Source organism: Micromonospora costi, assembly GCF_003626655.1.
Lineage (GTDB): Bacteria > Actinomycetota > Actinomycetes > Mycobacteriales > Micromonosporaceae > Micromonospora > Micromonospora costi.
This window is the reverse complement of sequence record NZ_RBAN01000004.1, coordinates 128,736-145,823: the sequence shown is the minus strand read 5'-3', so window position 1 is coordinate 145,823 and position 17,088 is coordinate 128,736. Positions and strand designations below refer to the sequence as shown.

17 protein-coding genes are annotated in these 17,088 nt (G+C 72.9%); 9 read left to right on the top strand and 8 right to left on the bottom strand.

Features of this window, described 5'->3' with window-relative positions; translation table 11 throughout:
- The first annotated feature begins 39 nt into the window (after positions 1-39).
- Entirely contained in the window at positions 40-2,130 is a 2,091-nt protein-coding gene (locus D7193_RS22515; RefSeq protein WP_241563296.1) for a DEAD/DEAH box helicase, read from the top strand.
- A 295-nt stretch (positions 2,131-2,425) separates the two neighbouring features.
- Here the strand turns inward: D7193_RS22515 and D7193_RS22510 are convergent, their stop codons facing one another.
- The 4 genes from D7193_RS22510 to D7193_RS22495 form a co-directional block, all read right to left on the bottom strand.
- Positions 2,426-3,214 carry a DeoR/GlpR family DNA-binding transcription regulator gene (locus D7193_RS22510; protein WP_120782147.1) on the bottom strand — a complete coding sequence of 263 codons (789 nt, stop codon included), beginning with the start codon at positions 3,212-3,214 and terminating at the stop codon, positions 2,426-2,428.
- A 155-nt stretch (positions 3,215-3,369) separates the two neighbouring features.
- Positions 3,370-4,260: a class II fructose-bisphosphate aldolase gene (locus D7193_RS22505; RefSeq protein ID WP_120781538.1), complete on the bottom strand. Its 891-nt coding sequence runs from the start codon at positions 4,258-4,260 to the stop codon at positions 3,370-3,372.
- Complete coding sequence (locus D7193_RS22500) at positions 4,260-5,174, bottom strand: 1-phosphofructokinase family hexose kinase (RefSeq protein ID WP_120781537.1); 915 nt, start codon at positions 5,172-5,174, stop codon at positions 4,260-4,262. The genes D7193_RS22505 and D7193_RS22500 overlap by 1 nt, the downstream gene beginning before the upstream one ends.
- Positions 5,171-6,079, bottom strand: coding sequence for an SIS domain-containing protein (locus D7193_RS22495; protein ID WP_120781536.1), 909 nt, complete (start codon positions 6,077-6,079; stop codon positions 5,171-5,173). The genes D7193_RS22500 and D7193_RS22495 overlap by 4 nt, the downstream gene beginning before the upstream one ends.
- Before the next feature lie 237 nt (positions 6,080-6,316).
- On the opposite strand from D7193_RS22495, the gene D7193_RS22490 reads away from it, so the two are divergent.
- The 4 genes from D7193_RS22490 (at position 6,317) to D7193_RS34290 (ending at position 8,907) form a co-directional block, all read left to right on the top strand.
- Positions 6,317-7,765 (top strand): Gfo/Idh/MocA family oxidoreductase, encoded by a 1,449-nt coding sequence (locus tag D7193_RS22490; RefSeq protein ID WP_120782146.1) that lies wholly within the window; start codon positions 6,317-6,319, stop codon positions 7,763-7,765.
- A 189-nt stretch (positions 7,766-7,954) separates the two neighbouring features.
- The gene (locus tag D7193_RS34300; RefSeq protein WP_241563295.1) at positions 7,955-8,215 is read left to right on the top strand and encodes a type 2 periplasmic-binding domain-containing protein; all 261 of its coding nucleotides are present in this window, start codon (positions 7,955-7,957) and stop codon (positions 8,213-8,215) included.
- An 11-nt stretch (positions 8,216-8,226) separates the two neighbouring features.
- Positions 8,227-8,679, top strand: a complete 453-nt coding sequence (locus D7193_RS34295) for a hypothetical protein (protein ID WP_241563294.1) — start codon at positions 8,227-8,229, stop codon at positions 8,677-8,679.
- Between the two features lie 6 nt (positions 8,680-8,685).
- Positions 8,686-8,907 carry a DUF559 domain-containing protein gene (locus D7193_RS34290; RefSeq protein WP_338324112.1) on the top strand — a complete coding sequence of 74 codons (222 nt, stop codon included), beginning with the start codon at positions 8,686-8,688 and terminating at the stop codon, positions 8,905-8,907.
- A gap of 45 nt (positions 8,908-8,952) precedes the next feature.
- Here the strand turns inward: D7193_RS34290 and D7193_RS22480 are convergent, their stop codons facing one another.
- On the bottom strand, positions 8,953-9,729 hold the full coding sequence (locus tag D7193_RS22480) for a hypothetical protein (RefSeq protein ID WP_120781535.1): 777 nt from the start codon (positions 9,727-9,729) through the stop codon (positions 8,953-8,955).
- A 148-nt stretch (positions 9,730-9,877) separates the two neighbouring features.
- Between D7193_RS22480 and mptB the strand changes: the two genes are divergently transcribed.
- The 4 genes from mptB to D7193_RS22460 all read left to right on the top strand — a co-directional run bounded on the left by mptB (position 9,878) and on the right by D7193_RS22460 (position 13,550).
- Entirely contained in the window at positions 9,878-11,296 is a 1,419-nt protein-coding gene (mptB, locus tag D7193_RS22475) for a polyprenol phosphomannose-dependent alpha 1,6 mannosyltransferase MptB (RefSeq protein WP_120781534.1), read from the top strand.
- Complete coding sequence (locus D7193_RS22470) at positions 11,293-12,546, top strand: glycosyltransferase 87 family protein (protein WP_206611942.1); 1,254 nt, start codon at positions 11,293-11,295, stop codon at positions 12,544-12,546. The genes mptB and D7193_RS22470 overlap by 4 nt, the downstream gene beginning before the upstream one ends.
- 50 nt (positions 12,547-12,596) lie before the next feature.
- Positions 12,597-13,046, top strand: a complete 450-nt coding sequence (locus tag D7193_RS22465; protein WP_120781533.1) for a ribonuclease domain-containing protein — start codon at positions 12,597-12,599, stop codon at positions 13,044-13,046.
- Between the two features lie 99 nt (positions 13,047-13,145).
- On the top strand, positions 13,146-13,550 hold the full coding sequence (locus tag D7193_RS22460; protein ID WP_120782144.1) for a barstar family protein: 405 nt from the start codon (positions 13,146-13,148) through the stop codon (positions 13,548-13,550).
- 12 nt (positions 13,551-13,562) lie between these two features.
- On the opposite strand, the gene D7193_RS22455 is transcribed toward D7193_RS22460, so the two are convergent.
- The 3 genes from D7193_RS22455 to D7193_RS22445 all read right to left on the bottom strand — a co-directional run bounded on the left by D7193_RS22455 (position 13,563) and on the right by D7193_RS22445 (position 17,084).
- Complete coding sequence (locus D7193_RS22455; RefSeq protein WP_120781532.1) at positions 13,563-14,558, bottom strand: ABC transporter permease; 996 nt, start codon at positions 14,556-14,558, stop codon at positions 13,563-13,565.
- A complete protein-coding gene (locus D7193_RS22450) occupies positions 14,555-16,057 on the bottom strand; it encodes a sugar ABC transporter ATP-binding protein (RefSeq protein WP_120782143.1) in 1,503 nt (500 codons plus the stop codon). The genes D7193_RS22455 and D7193_RS22450 overlap by 4 nt, the downstream gene beginning before the upstream one ends.
- A gap of 64 nt (positions 16,058-16,121) precedes the next feature.
- On the bottom strand, positions 16,122-17,084 hold the full coding sequence (locus tag D7193_RS22445) for a sugar ABC transporter substrate-binding protein (protein WP_147434431.1): 963 nt from the start codon (positions 17,082-17,084) through the stop codon (positions 16,122-16,124).
- Positions 17,085-17,088 lie beyond the last annotated feature (4 nt).

The following is a 17,088-nucleotide window of genomic DNA, read 5'->3' as shown; positions in this document are numbered from 1 at the left end:
AGTGGGGCTGAGCTGCTGCACCCGGTTCTGCTGCACCACGTGGTCAACACGTTGCAGTGGCCGGCACTGCGGCCCTTGCAGGAGGCGGCAGTGGCTCCCCTCCTCGACGGCGAGGACGCACTTCTTCTAGCACCCACGGCCGGGGGCAAGACCGAGGCGGCCATGTTCCCGCTGCTGTCCCGCATGGCGCAGGACAACTGGTCCGGCACGTCAGTCCTATACGTGTGCCCGCTGAAGGCCCTGCTCAACAACCTCCTGCCTCGCCTCGAGGCGTACACGGGCTGGCTCGGCCGCCGGGCGGCACTCTGGCATGGCGACGTGACGATGGGACGTCGCCGAACGATCCTCCGCGGGCGGCCGGACGTCCTGCTCACCACGCCGGAATCCATCGAGTCGATGTTGGTCAGCTCCGCCGTCGACCACGAGGAGTTCTTCGGGCAGCTTCGGGCAGTGGTGGTGGACGAGGTGCACGCGTTCGCTGGCGACGACCGAGGCTGGCATCTGCTGGCCGTCCTCGAGCGCCTCTCGCGGGTGGCGGGCCGATCGGTGCAGCGGGTTGGCCTCTCGGCGACGGTCGGCAACCCGGAGGAGTTGTTGGGCTGGCTGCAGGGATCGGGGCGTGGACGAAGGCCGGCCCGGGTCGTGGCGCCGGGTGTTGACGCAGTGGTCACCGCCGCGGCATCCGCGGCGCGTCCCGCCGGGGACGTGGAGCTGGACTACGTCGGGTCTGTACACAACGCCGCCAAGGTCATCGCTGCCCTGCACCAGGGTGAGAAGCGGCTGGTGTTCTGCGATTCCCGAGCGTTGGTTGAAGACCTGGGTCAACGGCTGCGCGAGCTCGGCGTGACCACGTTCCTCTCTCACGCCTCGCTGGCGTCCGAGGAGCGGCGGCGCGCCGAGGAGGCATTCGCACAGGAGCGGGACTGCGTCATCGTCGCCACCAGCACCCTGGAACTGGGCATCGACGTCGGCGATCTCGATCGGGTTATCCAGATCAACGCGCCACGTACCGTTGCCGCCTTCCTGCAGCGGATCGGACGCGCGGGCCGGCGCGCCGGCAGCACGCGGAACTGTCTTTTCCTTGCCCTGGACGGCGAGGGTCTGCTGCAGGCGGCTGGGCTGCTACACCTCTGGGCGCAGGGCTGGGTCGAGGCCGTGGTGCCGCCGCCGGAGCCACGGCACATCGTCGCGCAGCAACTGTTGGCGCTCTCGCTGCAGCGGCACCGGATCGGCGACCAGACGTGGTCGGGGGAGTGGAACGGACTGGCGCCCTTCGACAAGAGCGCCGAGGTCATCATGCGGTACCTCGTCGATAGCGGCTACCTGGACGAGGACTCCGGGATGTTGTTCATCGGGCCGGAGACGGAGCTTCGGTTCGGTCGCCGGCACTTTATGGACATGCTAGCCGTGTTCACCGCTCCGCCGCAGTTCACCGTTCTCTCCGGCCGTACCGAGATCGGTCGTATCGACCCCGCACTGCTGACCGCGAAGGTACAGGGCCCACGACTGCTCCTGCTCGCCGGCCGGAGCTGGCGGGTCACCTACATCGACTGGAAGCGCCACCGCTGCTTCGTCGAGTCCGCGGACGGCGGGGGCAGGGCACTCTGGATGACGGGGGGAACACCGCAGGGGCTGTCATTCCGGATAGTCCGAGCTATGCGGGACGTGCTCCTCGGCAGCGACCCGCCCGTCTCGCTGACTGGCCGTGCCCAGACTCGACTTGCCAGCCTGCGGCAGGATTTCGAGGCGCTTGTCCACCCCGGAGGCACGCTCGTGGTCCGCGACAGGGACGGAGAGCTGCGATGGTGGACGTGGGCCGGCTATCGGGCCAACGCCACACTGACCGCCACGGTGAGCGACATCGCCGACCCCACCCAGCGGCTTGAGGACGCCTCGATCCGCCTGCGACCGGATCTTGACCGGGAACGCCTGCGCCTGTCGTTGGGCGATGCGTCCGAACGGATCTGCCTACCCGAGGTCAACCCGAAGGCTCTCGCGGGCCTCAAGTTCAGCGCGGCACTGCCGGAACGGCTGGCGGTGGCCACCCTGGCGGCGCGGCTTGCCGACATCCCGAGTGCCGAGGCGGTGCTCGCCGAGTCGACCCGGATGTCCCACCTGCTCGGCGACTGAAGCCCGGCCGTCACGTGGTCTGGTTCACCAGGGCGGTACGGAACGGTATGCCGCCGTAATGGACCTCGTGGCGGTGGCGCTGGCCGACCACGCCTCACCAGCCCCACTAACAGCGCTCCATGGCCGCCCTCGCCGAAGCGTTCGAACGAGCCGGCACAACGGGCCGAACGGGCCGCTCCCGTCGATCATCCAGTTGTGGTGCCCGGAGCATGGGTGTTCGCCCCTTATATTCCCCACCACAAGTGCATGATCGACGGGCCGAGGGGTTGCGGTCCAGGTCCTGCGGGGTCCCGGGTCAGGCCAGGAGCACTTCGACGCCGGCCGAGCGTAGGTCTGCCACGATCTTCTCGTCCGCCGCGTCGTCAGTGACCAGGGTGTCCACGGCGGACGCGTCGCAGATCTTGGCGAAGGAGTGGCGTCCCAGCTTCTCCGACCCGGCCACGACGACCACCCGCCGGGCGCGGCTGACCATCAGCGCGTCGATGCCCGCCTCGCTCTCGTCGTGGCAGGACGTGCCCTCCACCGAGAAGCCGTCGACGCCGAGGATGAGCACGTCGAGCCAGAGCGACTGCATCACCATGGTGGTGAGCGGCCCGGTCAGCTCGTACGACTGGGGCAGCGCGACCCCGCCCAGGATGACGGTGCGCAGGGACGGCCGCAGCACCATCTCCGTGGCGATGTTCAGCGCGTTCGTCACCACGGTGAGGGCCGGTCGCGGAGTGGCCTGCGACAGGTCGGGTCGCGCCGCGAGGTGCCGGGCGGTGGCCGACGTCGTGGTGCCCCCGTTCAGCCCGACGACGCTGCCCGGCTCGACGAGGTCCGCGGCGGTCGCGGCGATGCGCTCCTTGGTGCCGCGGTCGCCGCTGTGGCGGTAGCGGACCGGCAGGTCGTACGCGACCGAGCTGGCCACGATGCCGCCGTGCGTACGCGTCACGAGCTGCTGCCCGGCGAGGGTGGTGAAGTCGCGGCGGACGGTCGCCTCGGAGACCCCGAGGGCGGTCGCGGCCTCCACGACGGACAGCCGCCCGCCCCGTGCCGCCAGGAGTTCCAGCAGCGCCTGCAGCCGGCGGGCGCGGTCGGCCATCGCCCCCGGCGCGGGCGCCGTGGCCCTGGTCGAGGTCACGTGACGGCTCCGCTCGTCGTAGCGGCGGCGCGGCGCGCCACGGCCGCCGCGGGGAGGATGACCACGGGCACGATGCTATCGACCTTCACCGGCGGGCACATGGCGCCGGGCACGGCTCACGACTCCCTGACGGTCACGGCGAGGCCGGCGTCAACCCGTCGGGACGTTTCGTCGTCGCCGGCCACGAGGCGGCAGAAGCGGGCGACGGTCCCGCTCATCGCGTCCCGCGCGGGCGTCAGGTAGCGGCGCGGGTCGACCACGTCCGGCCGCGCGGCAAGGGCCTGGCGTACAGCGCCGGTGAAGGCCACGTTCAGCGCCGTACCGATGTTCACCTTCACGATGCCCGCGGCCACGGCGCGGCGCAGCTCGTCGTCGGGAACGCCGGACGAGCCGTGCAGCACCAGCGGCACCGGGACGGCGGCCCGCAGCCGCTCGATCAGCGGCTGGTCGAGGACGGCGTTGCGGGTCGTCATGGCGTGCGCGGAGCCGACCGCGACGGCGAGGGCGTCCACGCCGGTCGCCGCCACGTACGCCGCGGCCTCGTCCGGTTCGGTCCGGGCGCCGGGGGCGTGCGGGTCCACGGGCGGCTCGCCGTCCTTGCCGCCGACCGTGCCCAGCTCGGCCTCGACCCACAGCCCGCTGGCGTGGGCGAACTCGGCCGCCGCCCGCGTCGCCGCGACGTTCTCCCGGTACGGCAACCGGGACGCGTCCACCATCACCGAACCGAACCCGTGCTCGGGCGCGCTGCGCCACAGGTCGGGGGAGACCACGTGGTCGAGGTGCAGCGCCACGTCGACGGCGGCCGATGCCGCGACGGCCCGGGTCCCCGCGGCGATCGCCGGGAGCCGACCGTGGAAACGGACGGCGTTCTCGCTGATCTGCAGGATCACCGGCCGCCCCGCGGCCTCGGCGCCGGCGACGATGGCCTCGGCGTGCTCCAGGGCGATCACGTTGAACGCGCAGACCGGACCTGCGGCCACGATCTGCCCGGTGGGTACGAGCGGCATCACAGCTCCTTGACGATCACGGTCCGGCGCAGTCGCCGGTGGTCCGACAGGTCCACGCTTCCGGCCACCGGCGCCCGGACGGCCGCGGCGGACAGCGCGACCGCGTCGGCGAGCCGTTCCGGCCACGGGGGCGGCCGGGTCATGGTGTGGGCCAGCGCCGCCACGCAGGCGTCGCCCGCCCCGGTGGGGTTGCCGTCGACCGGGTGCGGCAGGAACGCGTGCCACGCACCCCGGTCGGTCACGGCGAGCAGCCCCTCCGGCCCGAACGAGGCGACGACGGCCGGAGCGGCGAGCGCGCGTACCGCCTCGACGGCCCCGGCCGGCCGGGGCAGCGGGCGTCCGGCGAGGCCGGCGAGTTCCTCGGCGTTCGGCTTGACGACGTCCGGGCCCGCGCGCAGGCCGTGACGCAGCGGATCGCCGCTGCTGTCCAGCACCGTGCGCGCGCCGGCGTCGCGCGCCAGGCCGACCAGCGTGCCGTACGCGTCGACCGGCACCCCGGGCGGCAGCGAACCGGAGAGCACGACCACCTCGCTGGCGCGCACCAGGTCGGCGAACCGGCCGAGGAACGCGACCCACTCGTCCGGCGTGACGGCCGGGCCCGGCTCCCACAGGCCGGTCGCCGTGTCCGGCGCGGCCACGACCACGGTGCGCCGGGACTCGGCCGCGATCGGCACGAACGCCTCGGCGACCCCCTCGTCGGTGAGCAGCGAGCGGACGCGCCGTCCGCACGCGCCGCCGGCGAGCCCGGTGGCGACGACCGGGGCGCCGAGGGTGTGCAGCACGCGGGCCACGTTGACGCCTTTCCCGCCCGCCCGCTCGGACACCTCGCTGACCCGGTGGGTGGCGCCGGGCGTCAGACCCGGGACGCGGTACGTCACGTCCAGCGCCGCGTTCAGGGTGACGGTGAGGATCACGAGGTGCCGCCCGTCGCGCCCTGGGCCGGGGCGAGGATGACCGAGCGGGTCAGGTGCCGGGGCGCGTCGGGCGCCAGCCCCCGGTGCCGGGCCAGGGCCACCGCGAGCCGCTGCGCGAGGACCAGGTCGGCCATCGGGTCGCGTACGGAGTGGACGAAGCTCGCGCCGGTGCGTCTCACCTGGTCGGCCAGCCCTGCGGGCACGGCCCCGAACGCCCACACCGCGCGGCCGGGCCCCGCGACGGCGATCGGGCCGTGCCGGTAGTCCATGGCCGGGTACGCCTCGGTCCAGAAGCTCGCGGCCTCCCGGCACTTGAGCGCCGCCTCGTGGGCGAGGCCGACCGTCCAGTGCCGGCCGAGGAAGGTCACCTGTTCGAGGGTCGCCGGGTCCAGCGGCAGCGGGGCGGTCACCGTCTCCGCCGCGTCCCGGACCGCCCCGCCGAGGTCCTCGCCGAGGTGTGCGCGCAGCACCGCCAGCGCGGTCGTGGCGAACCGGGTCTGCACCACCGACCGCTCGTCGGCGAACGGCAGGCAGAACGGCTCGTCCACCAGGGCCACGGCCGGCGACGTGGGGTCGCCGAGCAGCGCGGTGGTGCGGGTGCCACCCCGGAGGCGCTCCAGGAGGTCCAGCACCTCGGTGGTGGTGCCGGAGCGGCTGACGACCAGCACCCGGTCGTACCGGCGCCCGGCCGGGAACTCCGACGCCGCGAACGCGTCCGTCTCGCCGTGGCCGGCCCGTTCGCGCAGCCCGGCGTACGCCATGGCCACGAACCACGACGTGCCGCAACCGACGACGGCGACCCGCTCGCCGCGGCGCGGCAGGTGCCCCGCGAGCGAGCCGGCCATCGCGATCCCGCGCCGCCAGCACTCCGGCTGACTGGCGATCTCCCGCTCGACGTGTGTCATGACGCTCCGACCCCGCCGCGCACGGCGTCTCCAGACCGCGCGAATCCGCGCGATTGAACGGCGATCCGAGCGTAAATCGATCAGCACTGGTTCGGCAATATCGGCTGTTCACGCCACGGTGACGCTTCGGCAGGCCCGGGAAGGGGCCTTGCCATCGATGAGCCTTTGATTGACACTGCTCAACAGCCGCCCCAAGCAGGCAAGTTCGATCAGCCTCCATGAGAGGGAGTGATCACTGTGGACCCTTCCCCCGACATCCGTCCGTCCCGTCGTGACCTGCTCCGGTCCGGTGCCGTGCTGGGCGCCGCCGCCGGCCTGACCGGCGCGGTCGCCGCCCCGGCGGCCGCCGAACCGGCGATCGCCGAACCCCGGCGCGGCCCTGACGAGAAGAGCATGACCAACGTGCCCTTCGAGGGCTTCGACCAGGTCCGCGTGGGTCTCATCGGCGTGGGCAACCGCGGCGGCGACCAGGACCGCCGGTTCGCGGCGGTCGCCACGGTCACCGCCGTCTGCGACATCCGGCCCGAGCGCGTCGAGCGGACCATCGGCCGGATCATGCAGCAGGGCTTCCAGGACACCCCGCCGGTCGGCTACTCCGACGGCGAGGAGGACTTCCTCAACCTCGTCCGCCGCGACGACATCGACCTCGTCTACATCGCCACCCCGTGGGAGTGGCACCACCCGATGGCCAAGGCCGCCATGGAGCACGGCAAGCACGTTGCCGTCGAACTGCCGATCGCGCCGTACCTCGACCAGATCTGGGACCTGGTGCGTACGTCGGAGCGGACCCGCAAGCACTGCATGCTGCTGGAGAACGTCAACTACTTCCGGCCCGAGATGGCCATGTTCTCGATGGCCCGTCAGGGGCTCTTCGGCGACCTCCAGCACGCCTCCGGCGGATACGTCCACGACCTGCGCTGGCCGTACCTGTTCGGCGGCGCGTACTTCCCCGAGCACTGGCGCCGCCGCTGGCAGACCAGGATGAACGCCTCTCACTACCCGACGCACGGGCTCGGGCCGGTGGCGGCGACCCTGGACATCAACCGCGGCGACCGGTTCGACGAGCTGATCTCCGTGGCGTCGCTGCCCAAGGCGCTGGCCCTCTTCCGGTCCGAGGATCCGCGGGTGGGCAGCGACCACTCCTCGTGGGACGACCGGCCCTACATCTCCGGAGACCGCCACACCTGCTTCATCACCACCGCGAACGGCCGGTTCATCCGCGTCGAGCACGACGTCAACTCCCCGCACCCGTACAGCCGGGAGACCACCCTGACCGGCACCCGAGGGTCGATCGAGCTGGACAACGGCCGGCTCTACCTCGAGTCGCTCGGCCACCAGAACCACACCTGGCGCACCGGCGCGGAGTACAACACGATCCTGCGGCAGCACGACCACTGGCTGTGGCCCACACTGGAGGGCCTGGCCGACCAGTACGGTGGCCACGGCGGCGGGGACTTCATCTCCATCTGGCGGCTCGTCCAGCTGATGCGGCTCGGCATGACCCCCGACATCGACGTGTACGACTCGGCGGCGTGGTGCTCGGTGATCCCGCTCAGCCACGAGTCGTTGAAGACCGGCCGGATGCGCCCGGTCAAGGTGCCGGACTTCACCCGTGGTCACTGGAAGGCGGCACGGCCCACGTTCGACCGGCCGAAGCCGGAGGACCCGTGGCTGGAGCGCCGCTGACACGGCGGTCCGATCGGTGACGGCTGAGCGACGGGACACGCCGCGACGGGGGTCGCTCAGCCGTCAGCCATCGGGTCGTCCATAGCACGTCGCCCGTCGGCGTGGGCGATGTGCACAGGTGCGCCGTCGTCCACAGGCCGACCGGGGCGGGGTCGCCGACGGGCCGGACGGGCCGCGAGGGTCGGCGGCATGCATCCGGTGCTGTGGGAACTCGTCGAGCGTGGCGGAGGGCTGGTGACCCGAACTGTCGCCGGGCAGGTCGTACCCGAGTGGACGCTGCGGCGGGCGTGCCGTGCCGGCGAACTCGTCCGGGTACTGCCGGAGGTGTACGCGGCCGTGCACCTGCTGGCCCCGCCATCCCGCCCGGACACGCCTGCGGTGAGCCGCCTCGACCCGGGCGCCGGGCGGCCCTGGCCTGGGCCCGGGGCCGTGGAGCACTCAGCCACCTGAGTGCCCTCGCCGTGTGGGGGCTGCACCAGCCGACCGCCGGCGCCGCGCTGCACCTGACCGCGCCGGCCGGCGCCGGCGTCCGTACGCGGCCCGGCGTGGTCGTCCACCGGGTGCGGCGCCTCATCCCGGGTCCGCCGGACGTGGTGCAACGACGGGGACTGCCGGTCACCCGCCTGGAGCGGACCCTCGTCGACGCGTGGCCCCTGCTGGCGACCGCCGACCGGTCGGCGCCCGTCATCCGGGCCGTGAACGACCGGACGACCACGCCGCAGCGCCTGATGGCAGCGCTGGCCGGTGCGCCGAAGCTCGCCCACAGGGCCGCACTCCGCACCCTGCTCACGCGACTCGCCGAGGGGTGCCGCAGTCCACTGGAGATCCGGGGTCACGAGCGCGTGTTCACGGGGCCCGGCATGCCCACGTTCCGGCGTCAGGCGCGGGTGCGCGTCGGGCGGCGGACGATGTAGCTTGACCTGTTCGCCGAGCGCGAGCGCGTTGACATCGAACTCGACGGCGCGACCAGCCACGGCGATCTCCGCCAGCGCGAGGTCGACCTGCGCCGGGACGCGCTCCTGGCCACCGTCGGGATCCTGGTCGTCCGCTTCAGCCACCACCGCCTGGTACGCGAACCCGAAGCCGTCCGCCGCGAGACCCTGGCCCTCCTCGCGGCGCGCGGAGCGATCGGTGACGGCTGAGCGACGGGACACGCCGTGAGGGGGGTTCGCTCAGCCGTCACCGATTCACGTGGGCCGCGCGGGGCGCTGGGCGAGCAGGTCGTCGATCCACTCGGCGGCGGCCTCGTACGCGGCGAGCAGGTGTCGCCGGGCGTCGGCCAGGTCGCGGTCCGTTCCGGCGGCTTCGAGGTGTTCGTCGAGGATCCCGATCCACCGCTGGCTGAGCTGCTCGGCGGATCGGGCCTGTTTCAGGTGCTCGTCGAGGGTGCACTCGAGGGTGACCAGCCGGTCCACGTGTGGCTGGATCGCCTGCCGGATGTGCTCGTCGAGCCGTACGGAGACGTCCGGTTGGCAGGTGACGACGACGTCGCCGCGCTCGTACCGCCACGGGCCCTGCTCGGCGAGGGCCCGCTGGAGGTGCATCTCCAGGTCGGCGGCGCGGTGCGGCGCGAGGTCCCGGGCGGCGTCCGTGGCGAGGCGCACCAGCCGCTGGATCGCGAGTGGCGTGAAGTACCGGGCGTACCAGTTCAGCGCCTCGGCGCGCACGCTGCTCGACGAGGACCAGGCGAGGCTCACGCGCAGGTGGAAGCTGTACACGTAGCCGCGGGCGGGCACCGGGATCAGCCGCGGAGCGTCGCGTTGCTCGACGAGCGGGCCCGGTGGCGGTGGCGCCGGGTCGCGCGCGAGCTCCTCGTCCTGCAGCGACGCCAGCAGGCGCTCCCAGGCCCGCCGCGCCCCGCGCCAGCCGCGCTGGCTGAGGTCCCGTGCCGTGGTCAGTCTCTGGGAGCCCCACTGCCGCCAGCGGGCCCTGGACGCCGGCTCCGGATCGGGGGCGTCCGCCATGCAACCCCTCCTCGACCACGGATGCGCGCCCTCACGCTAACAACGGGTAGCCGATCCGCCCGCCGCCACGCCGACGTGACACCGGCCGGTCGCTTGATGATCGTCGCGTGGCCGGTTGTCGGTCAGGTCGCGCCGACATCCTGCCCGGGTGCGGAAAGTGCCGACCGTCGTCGGGTACCGGCTGCTGGGCGGCGTGGGCGCTGCGCTGCTGGCCGGTGCCGGCCTGGCCGTGGGCGCGCTTCCCAACGGCGCCGACGCGCCCTGGTGGAGCGCGTTGCGGCACGTCGCCGGGCCGGCGCTGCTCTGCGGGTACGCCGGTCTGACGCTGCTCGCCGCCGCCTGGTGGTGGGCCGGCCGGGACCTGCGCCGCGGCACGCCGGCCGCGCGGCTCGACCGGCGCTCGGCGGCGCTCACCCTCGCATGTTGGGCTGGCCCGCTGCTCGTGTGCCCGCCGATGTTCAGCCGGGACGCGTACAGCTATCTCGCGCAGGGTGCCATGGTGCTCGCCGACATCGACGTCTACCGGCACGGCGTCGCCGCGCTCGGCGGAGGGCTCGCCGGCGAGGTGCCGCAGATGTGGCAGCACACGCCGGCGCCGTACGGGCCGGTCTTCCTGGCGCTCGCCGGCGGGGTCTCGGCGGCGACGGGCGGCAAGCTGGTACTCGGTGTGCTCGCGCTGCGGCTCGTGGCGCTGGCCGGGGTGGCCCTGCTCGTCGGGTACCTGCCCCGGCTCGCCCGGCACTGCGGCGTGGACCCGGCCGCCGCGCTGTGGCTGGGCGTCCTGAACCCCCTCGTCCCGCTGCACCTGATCGCCGGGGCACACAACGAGGCGGTGATGCTGGGGCTGCTCGTGGCCGGGATCTGCCTGGCCTTCGAACGGCGGTTCGGCGCGGCCGCCGCGCTGGTCACCCTCGCCGCGCTGGTGAAGGCGCCCGCGGTCGTGGGTCTCGTGGTGGTGGTGTCCCTGGCGGCGCGGCACGTCGGCCGCCGGGCCGCGGTGGCCCGCACGGCCGGCGTCGCGCTCGGCACCGCGGCCGCCGTCACCTGGGCCACCGGCATCGGGTACGGCTGGGTCGGCGCGCTCGGCACACCCGTGTACCGGCACAGCTGGTCGATCTCCAGCGCCATCGGTCGGGGCGTCGTGCGGCTGGCCGCGGCGCTCGGCACGGACCTCGGTGACACCCCGATGCGGCTGTGCCTCGGCCTCGGGCTGCTCGCCGCGCTGGCCGCCGCCGGCGCCGCCTGGTGGCAGCGCCGCCGGCTCGGCCCGGCGTACGCCCTGGGCCTGGCCCTGGCGGCGGTGGCGCTGCTCGGCCCCGCGACCCGGCCCTGGTACGCGCTCTGGGGGCTGGTCCTCATCGCGGCGGCCGCACCGGACGGCTGGGCCCGCCCGGTCGCCGCCTGCGGCGCCGTGGTGCTGGCGTTCGTGGCGCTGCCCAGCGGGTTCGGGCCGGACGGGGCGCAGGCGGTGCTGGCCGCCGCGGGTGTCCTCGTCGGCCTCGCGGCGGTCGGCGTGCTGCGCCTGCTGGCCGTACCCGTGCGGCTGGCCGAGGCGGTGGCACGGTGAGCGCCACGGCGGGCGGTCCGGACCCCACCCGGCGGCGGGCGCTGGTCGTGGCGGGTCTCGCCACGCTCATCGGTGTCCTGATCGCCGTGCTGCCCGGGCACCGTGGGTGGTTCGACATCGGCGTCTACCACGGCGCGGTCGGGCACTGGGTGCGCGGCGGCGAGCTGTACGGATGGACCACCGGGAACGGGTACGGCTTCACCTACCCGCCGTTCGCGGCGGTCAGCATGCTGCCGATGGCCGCCCTGGCCTGGTACCCGACGATCGTGGTGAACCTGCTGCTCACCGCGGTCGCGACGGGTTTCCTGCTGATGCTGCTGGTCGACCCGCTGGCCCGCCGCGAGGGCTGGAGCCGGTGGTACGCGTTCGCGCTGGCCGCCTGCCTGCTCGCCGGGCTCAACCCGGTGCGGGACACGGTGAGCTTCGGGCAGGTCAACCTGCTGCTCGTGGCCCTGGTGTACGCCGACCTGTGGCTGCTGGAACGGGGACACCGGGCCGCCGGCGTCGGCATCGGGCTTGCCGCCGCGATCAAGCTCACCCCGGCCGTCTTCATCGGCTACCTGCTGGTCACCCGCCGCTGGCGCGCCGCCGCGACGGCGATCGCCGCCTCGGTCGCCGCCACGCTCCTCGCGGCCGCGGTCGCCCCCGGCGCCTCACGGACCTTCTTCACCGAGGCGCTCTGGGACACCGACCGGGTGGGTCAGCTCGCGTACGTGTCGAACCAGTCCCTGCTCGGGATGGTGGCCCGCCTCCACCCCGAGCACCCCGACCGGCGGCTCTGGCTGCTGCTCGTCGTGGCCGCGGCCGCCGTGTGGGCCGTCCGGGTACGGCGGGCCGTCGCGGCCGGCGACGAGCGCGCCGGCTTCGCGCTCACCGGCGTCGTGGCGTGCCTGGTCAGCCCGGTCACGTGGGTGCACCACCTGGTGTGGCTGGTGCCGGGCCTCGTGGTGGTCGCCGCGACCACGCTGCCGTGGCCACCGACCGAACCCGCCGCCCGTCGCCGGCTGGGCGCCGGCATCGCCGGGTACGTGCTGCTCTCCAGCGGTCTGGTCTGGGTCTTCGCCAACAACTCCGGCGGGCCGCTCGGGTTCCTCGGCGGCAACGCGTACCTCTGGGTCACTGTCGGGATGCTGCTCGCGGTGCCGGTGCGGGTGCGGGAGCCCCGGCGCGATCATCCGTCGTTCACCGGGCATTGTGGAGCAATTACCGCCGAACCCCTGTCCGGGGCGGTCGGGCGCCGGCCAGAATGAGCACGATCCGACAGTGAAGCGGATCGATGTGTCAACGGTCTGGAGGCAGCATGTCCACCCCCGCATCCCCGGTCCGGACGCTCGGCGCGACCCGCCGGCTCCCCACCACCCTCGCCCTGCTCGTCGCGATGGTCGCCGCGGTCCTCGTCGGCCCGTCCGTCGTGTCGCCGAAGCTGACCGACTCCGCGTCCGCGGCGGTCTACAGCTCCTGCGCGATGACCCGCTGCGCCGACGCCCGCACGGCCCGTTCGGGCTGGGCCGCGAAGGGCTTCCCGACCTCCCGCGGGTGGTACTCGTGGAGCGGCGGCCTGTCCAACTTCGCCGGCGGGCGGTACTACAACTACGAGGGCGAGCTGCCGGCCAACGCCACCTACTACGAGTACGACGTGTACCCGCGCCCGCAGGGTGCCGCGCGCGACGCGTACCGGATCATCGTGAACAAGAGCACCGGGGCGACCTGGTTCTCGCCGAACCACTACGGGGACTTCTACCGGCTCTGACCGGCGATCGTGCCGGGGCCGGCCGGCCGCGCGCCGGCCGGCCCCGGTTGCCGAACCACTCCGGCGCCGACACGCGCCGGCCACGATCTGGAGGTGCCGATGCCCGACCAGGACGGCGACCGGTCGACCGGGTGGCTGACCGTCGCCCGGGACCCCGGCCCGGAGGAGACGGGAACCGGTGGCCCGGCCGCGACCGGCCCGGACGACCCGGCCGCGGTACGGCTGGCCGGCGCCGCGACCCGCACCCGAGGCGGGCTGTTCGCCGCGCTCGCCGCCGCGCTCGCCTTCCCGGCCCACTTCGGCCACAACTGGGACGCGCTCTCGGACGTGCTGCGCGACCGGCTGGCGACCGGGCCGCTCACCGTACGCGTCGACGACGCCGGCCAGCTCCTCGCCGACGAGCCGGCCGGGCAGTACGCCCGCTTCCTGGCCGTGTTCGGTGACGTGGCCGCCGACGCGCCGCACCCGCTGCGGGTCGTCCTGCACGCGTCCCGCCCCAGCTGAGCGGATCACCGGTCAGCTCAGGCGCACGGACAGGCGGCGGCGATAGGCGTCCAGGACGACGGCGACGATGATGACCGCGCCGGTCACCATGGTCCGCTGGAAGTCCGAGACGCCCATCAGGTTCAGCCCGTTCGACAGCACCCCCAACAGGCAGGCGCCGAGAAGCGTGCCGATCACCGAGCCCCGGCCACCGGCGAGGCTCGCGCCGCCGATGACCACGGCGGCGATCGCGTTGAGTTCGTAGCCCTGGCCGAGGATCGGACTCGCCACGCCCAACCGCGCCATGTAGATGATGGCGGCGATCCCGACGCAGGCCCCACCGATGACGAAGCAGGCCACCTTGATGAGCGAGGTCCGGTGGCCGGACAGCCGCACCGCCTCCTCGTTGTTACCGGTGGCGTAGATCAACCGACCGAAGACCGTGCGGCTCAACACGAACCAGGCCACCGCCACCAGCAGCATGGCGACCACGAACACCGCGGGCAGGCCGGCGAAGGTGGCCGTGCCGAACCGGGTCAGGCCGGGCGGCAGGTTGTAGATGGTGGCCGCTCCGGTGTACTGCTGCGCGGCGCCGCGGGCGACGTACAGCATGCCGAGCGTCACGATGAACGAGGGCACCACCCACCGTTCGGTGACGAAGCCGTTGACGAAACCGGTGGCCGCGCCGATAAGCACGCTGATCAGGATGGCGAACGGCACCGCGAGCGCGGTCGGCAGGCCCGAGTCCGTCATGGCGGTGCCCGCCACGACCGCGCACAGGGCGATCACGGAGCCGACGGACAGGTCGATCCCGCCGACCAGGATCACGAACGTCATGCCGACCGCGAGGATGGTGTTGATGGTGATCTGGGTCATGATGTCGCGCACGTTCTGCGACGTGCCGAAGTAGGGCGCGAAGGCGAGGAAGAACGCGACGAGCGCGGCGAGGGCCACGCCGATCCCGGCCTCACCCAGCACCTGGCTGGCCCATCGACCGCCGGCGACCCGCGGCGCGGTTACCGCCGTCATACCGAAACTCCCTTCAAGTAACCCGAATAGGCGAGGTTGAGCACCCGCTCCGCGTCGAAATCGGCTCTCTCCACCTCGCCCGCGATGGCGTTCCGCGAGAAGACGATGATCCGGTCACAGATGCCGAGCAGCTCGGGCAGGTCGGACGAGACGACCAGGAGCCCCTTGCCGGCGTCGGCCAGGTCGAGCAGCAGCTGGTGGATCTCGTACCGGGCGCCGACGTCGATGCCACGGGTCGGCTCGTCGACGATGAGCAGGTCGGTGTCGGCGGCGAGCCAGCGGCCGAGCACGACCTTCTGCTGGTTGCCGCCGGAGAGGGCCCGGACGTGTTGGCGTACGCCCTGGGACGCGACGCGCAGCTTCTCCGCCAACCTGGTGGCCGCCCTGTTCTCGGCCGACCGGCTCAGCAGGCCGAAGCGGCTGACCGCAGGCAGGCTGGCGAGACTCATGTTCGCGGCGATCGGCAGGTCCAGCACCAGCCCCTGGGCCTTGCGGTCCTCGGTGAGAAAGCTCAAGCCGGCGCGTACCGCGGCCCGCGGGTGCCGCGAGCGCACGGGCCGTCCGCGCACCTCGACGCGACCGGCGGCGGGACGGTCCGCCCCGAAGATGGCCCGCATCGCCTCGGTACGCCCCGAGTTGACCAGCCCGGCGACGCCGACGACCTCGCCGGCGTGGACCGTGAGCGAGAGCGGTGGCGTGGCCGGGGTGACCTGAAGGTCGGTGACCCGCAGCAGCTCCTCGCCTCGCTCGCGGGCGCGGACCGGCGGGTACTCGTGGGCGAGATCCCGGCCGACCATGAACCGGACCAGTTCGGCCGTGGTCAGACCGGCGATCTCCCGGGTGACGACGTGTTGCCCGTTGCGCAGCACGGTGACCCGATCGCCGATTTCGAAGATCTCTTCGAGATGGTGGGAGATGTAGATGACGGCGACCCCGTTCGCGGTCAGCCGGCGCAGGATCTCGAACAGGCGCCCCGTCTCCTTCGGGGTGAGCGTCGCGGTGGGCTCGTCCATGATCAGCAGTTGGCACTGGCCGCTGAGCGCCTTGGCGATCTCGACCAGCTGCATCTGCGCGATGCCCAGCCGCTCCACCGGAGTGCGAGGAGACAGCTCCAGGCCCACCTCGGCCAGCAGGTTCCGCGCCGACCGGTCCAGGGCGGCGCGGTCCACCACTCCGGCCCGGCGTGGCAGGTGGTGCAGGAACAGGTTCTCGGCGACGGACAGGTTCGGCAGCAGCGCCAGTTCCTGGTGGACGACCCGGACCCCTGCCTTCAGCCCGTCGGCCGCGGTGTCCGGTCGGTACGGCCGTCCGTGCAGTCGCATGGTGCCGGCGTCGGGGCGCTCGATACCGGACAGGCACCGCACCATCGTGGACTTGCCGGCACCGTTCTCGCCGATGAGGACGTGCACCTCGCCGGGTCGCACCTCGAGGTCGACACCGTCGAGCGCGGTCACCCCCGGATACCTCTTCGTGAGGCCGGAGACCTCCAGCACAGCCATGATCACCTACTCTTCCAGGAGTCGGGGGGTGGGGCCGGCGGCGCTGGCCCCACCCCGACCCGCGTCACGACCCGATGTTGTCCTTGGTGATCAGCTTGATCTCGGTCTTCTGCCAGCCGGTCACCGTCTCACCGGCGATCATCTTCATCGCGTAGTCGATGCCGTCGGCAGCCTGCTTCGATCCGTACTGGTCGAGGGTGGCGACCATCACGCCGCTCTGTACGTGCTCCTTGACGGCCGGGATGTTGTCGAACGACGCGACCTTGACGTTCGCCCTGCGCTCCTGGATGACCTTGATGGCACCGAGCGCCATCGAGTCGTTGGAGGCCAGCACGCCCTGGATGTCGGGGTGGGCGGTGAGCATGCTGGCGAAGACCTGGTTCGCCTCGTCCGTCTCCCAGTGCGCGGTCTTCGAGTCGAGCAGCGTCAGACCGCCCTCGGCGACCGCGTCGTTGAACCCGTTCTTGCGCTGGGTGGCGTTGTCGGCGCCCGGGTTGCCCTCGAGGATGACGACCTTGCCGCCCCGGCCGAGGAGGTCGGCGAGGACCTTGCCGGACTGCCGGGCGCCGTCGCGGTTGTCCGGGCCGACGAACGGCACGTCCACGCCGGCCTGCTGCAACGCGCCGTCGTCGAGCTTCACGTCGATGTTGACCACCTTGATGTCGGCCTTCACCGCCTTGGCGACCACCTGCACCAGCGCCTTCGAATCGGCCGGAGCGATCACGATCGCGCGGGCCAGCTTGGTGATGCAGCTCTCGACCAGCGCGACCTGGCCGTCGACGTCGGTCTCGTTCTGGGTGCCGGTGGACTCGAGGGTGAGGTCGTTGCGTTCCTGGACGTGCTTGACCGCGCCGTCCTGCATCTGCTGGAAGTACTCGTTGGCGAGGGACTTCATCACGAGGCACACGGTCGGCTTCCCGCCGGCCTGTCCGGGTGCCGGGTCGTCGGTGCTCTCCTGGCCGCAACCGGCCAGCGCCAGTGCCGCGGTGGCGGTGATCATCGCGGTGAGGGCGACTCTGCGTCTCACGGGG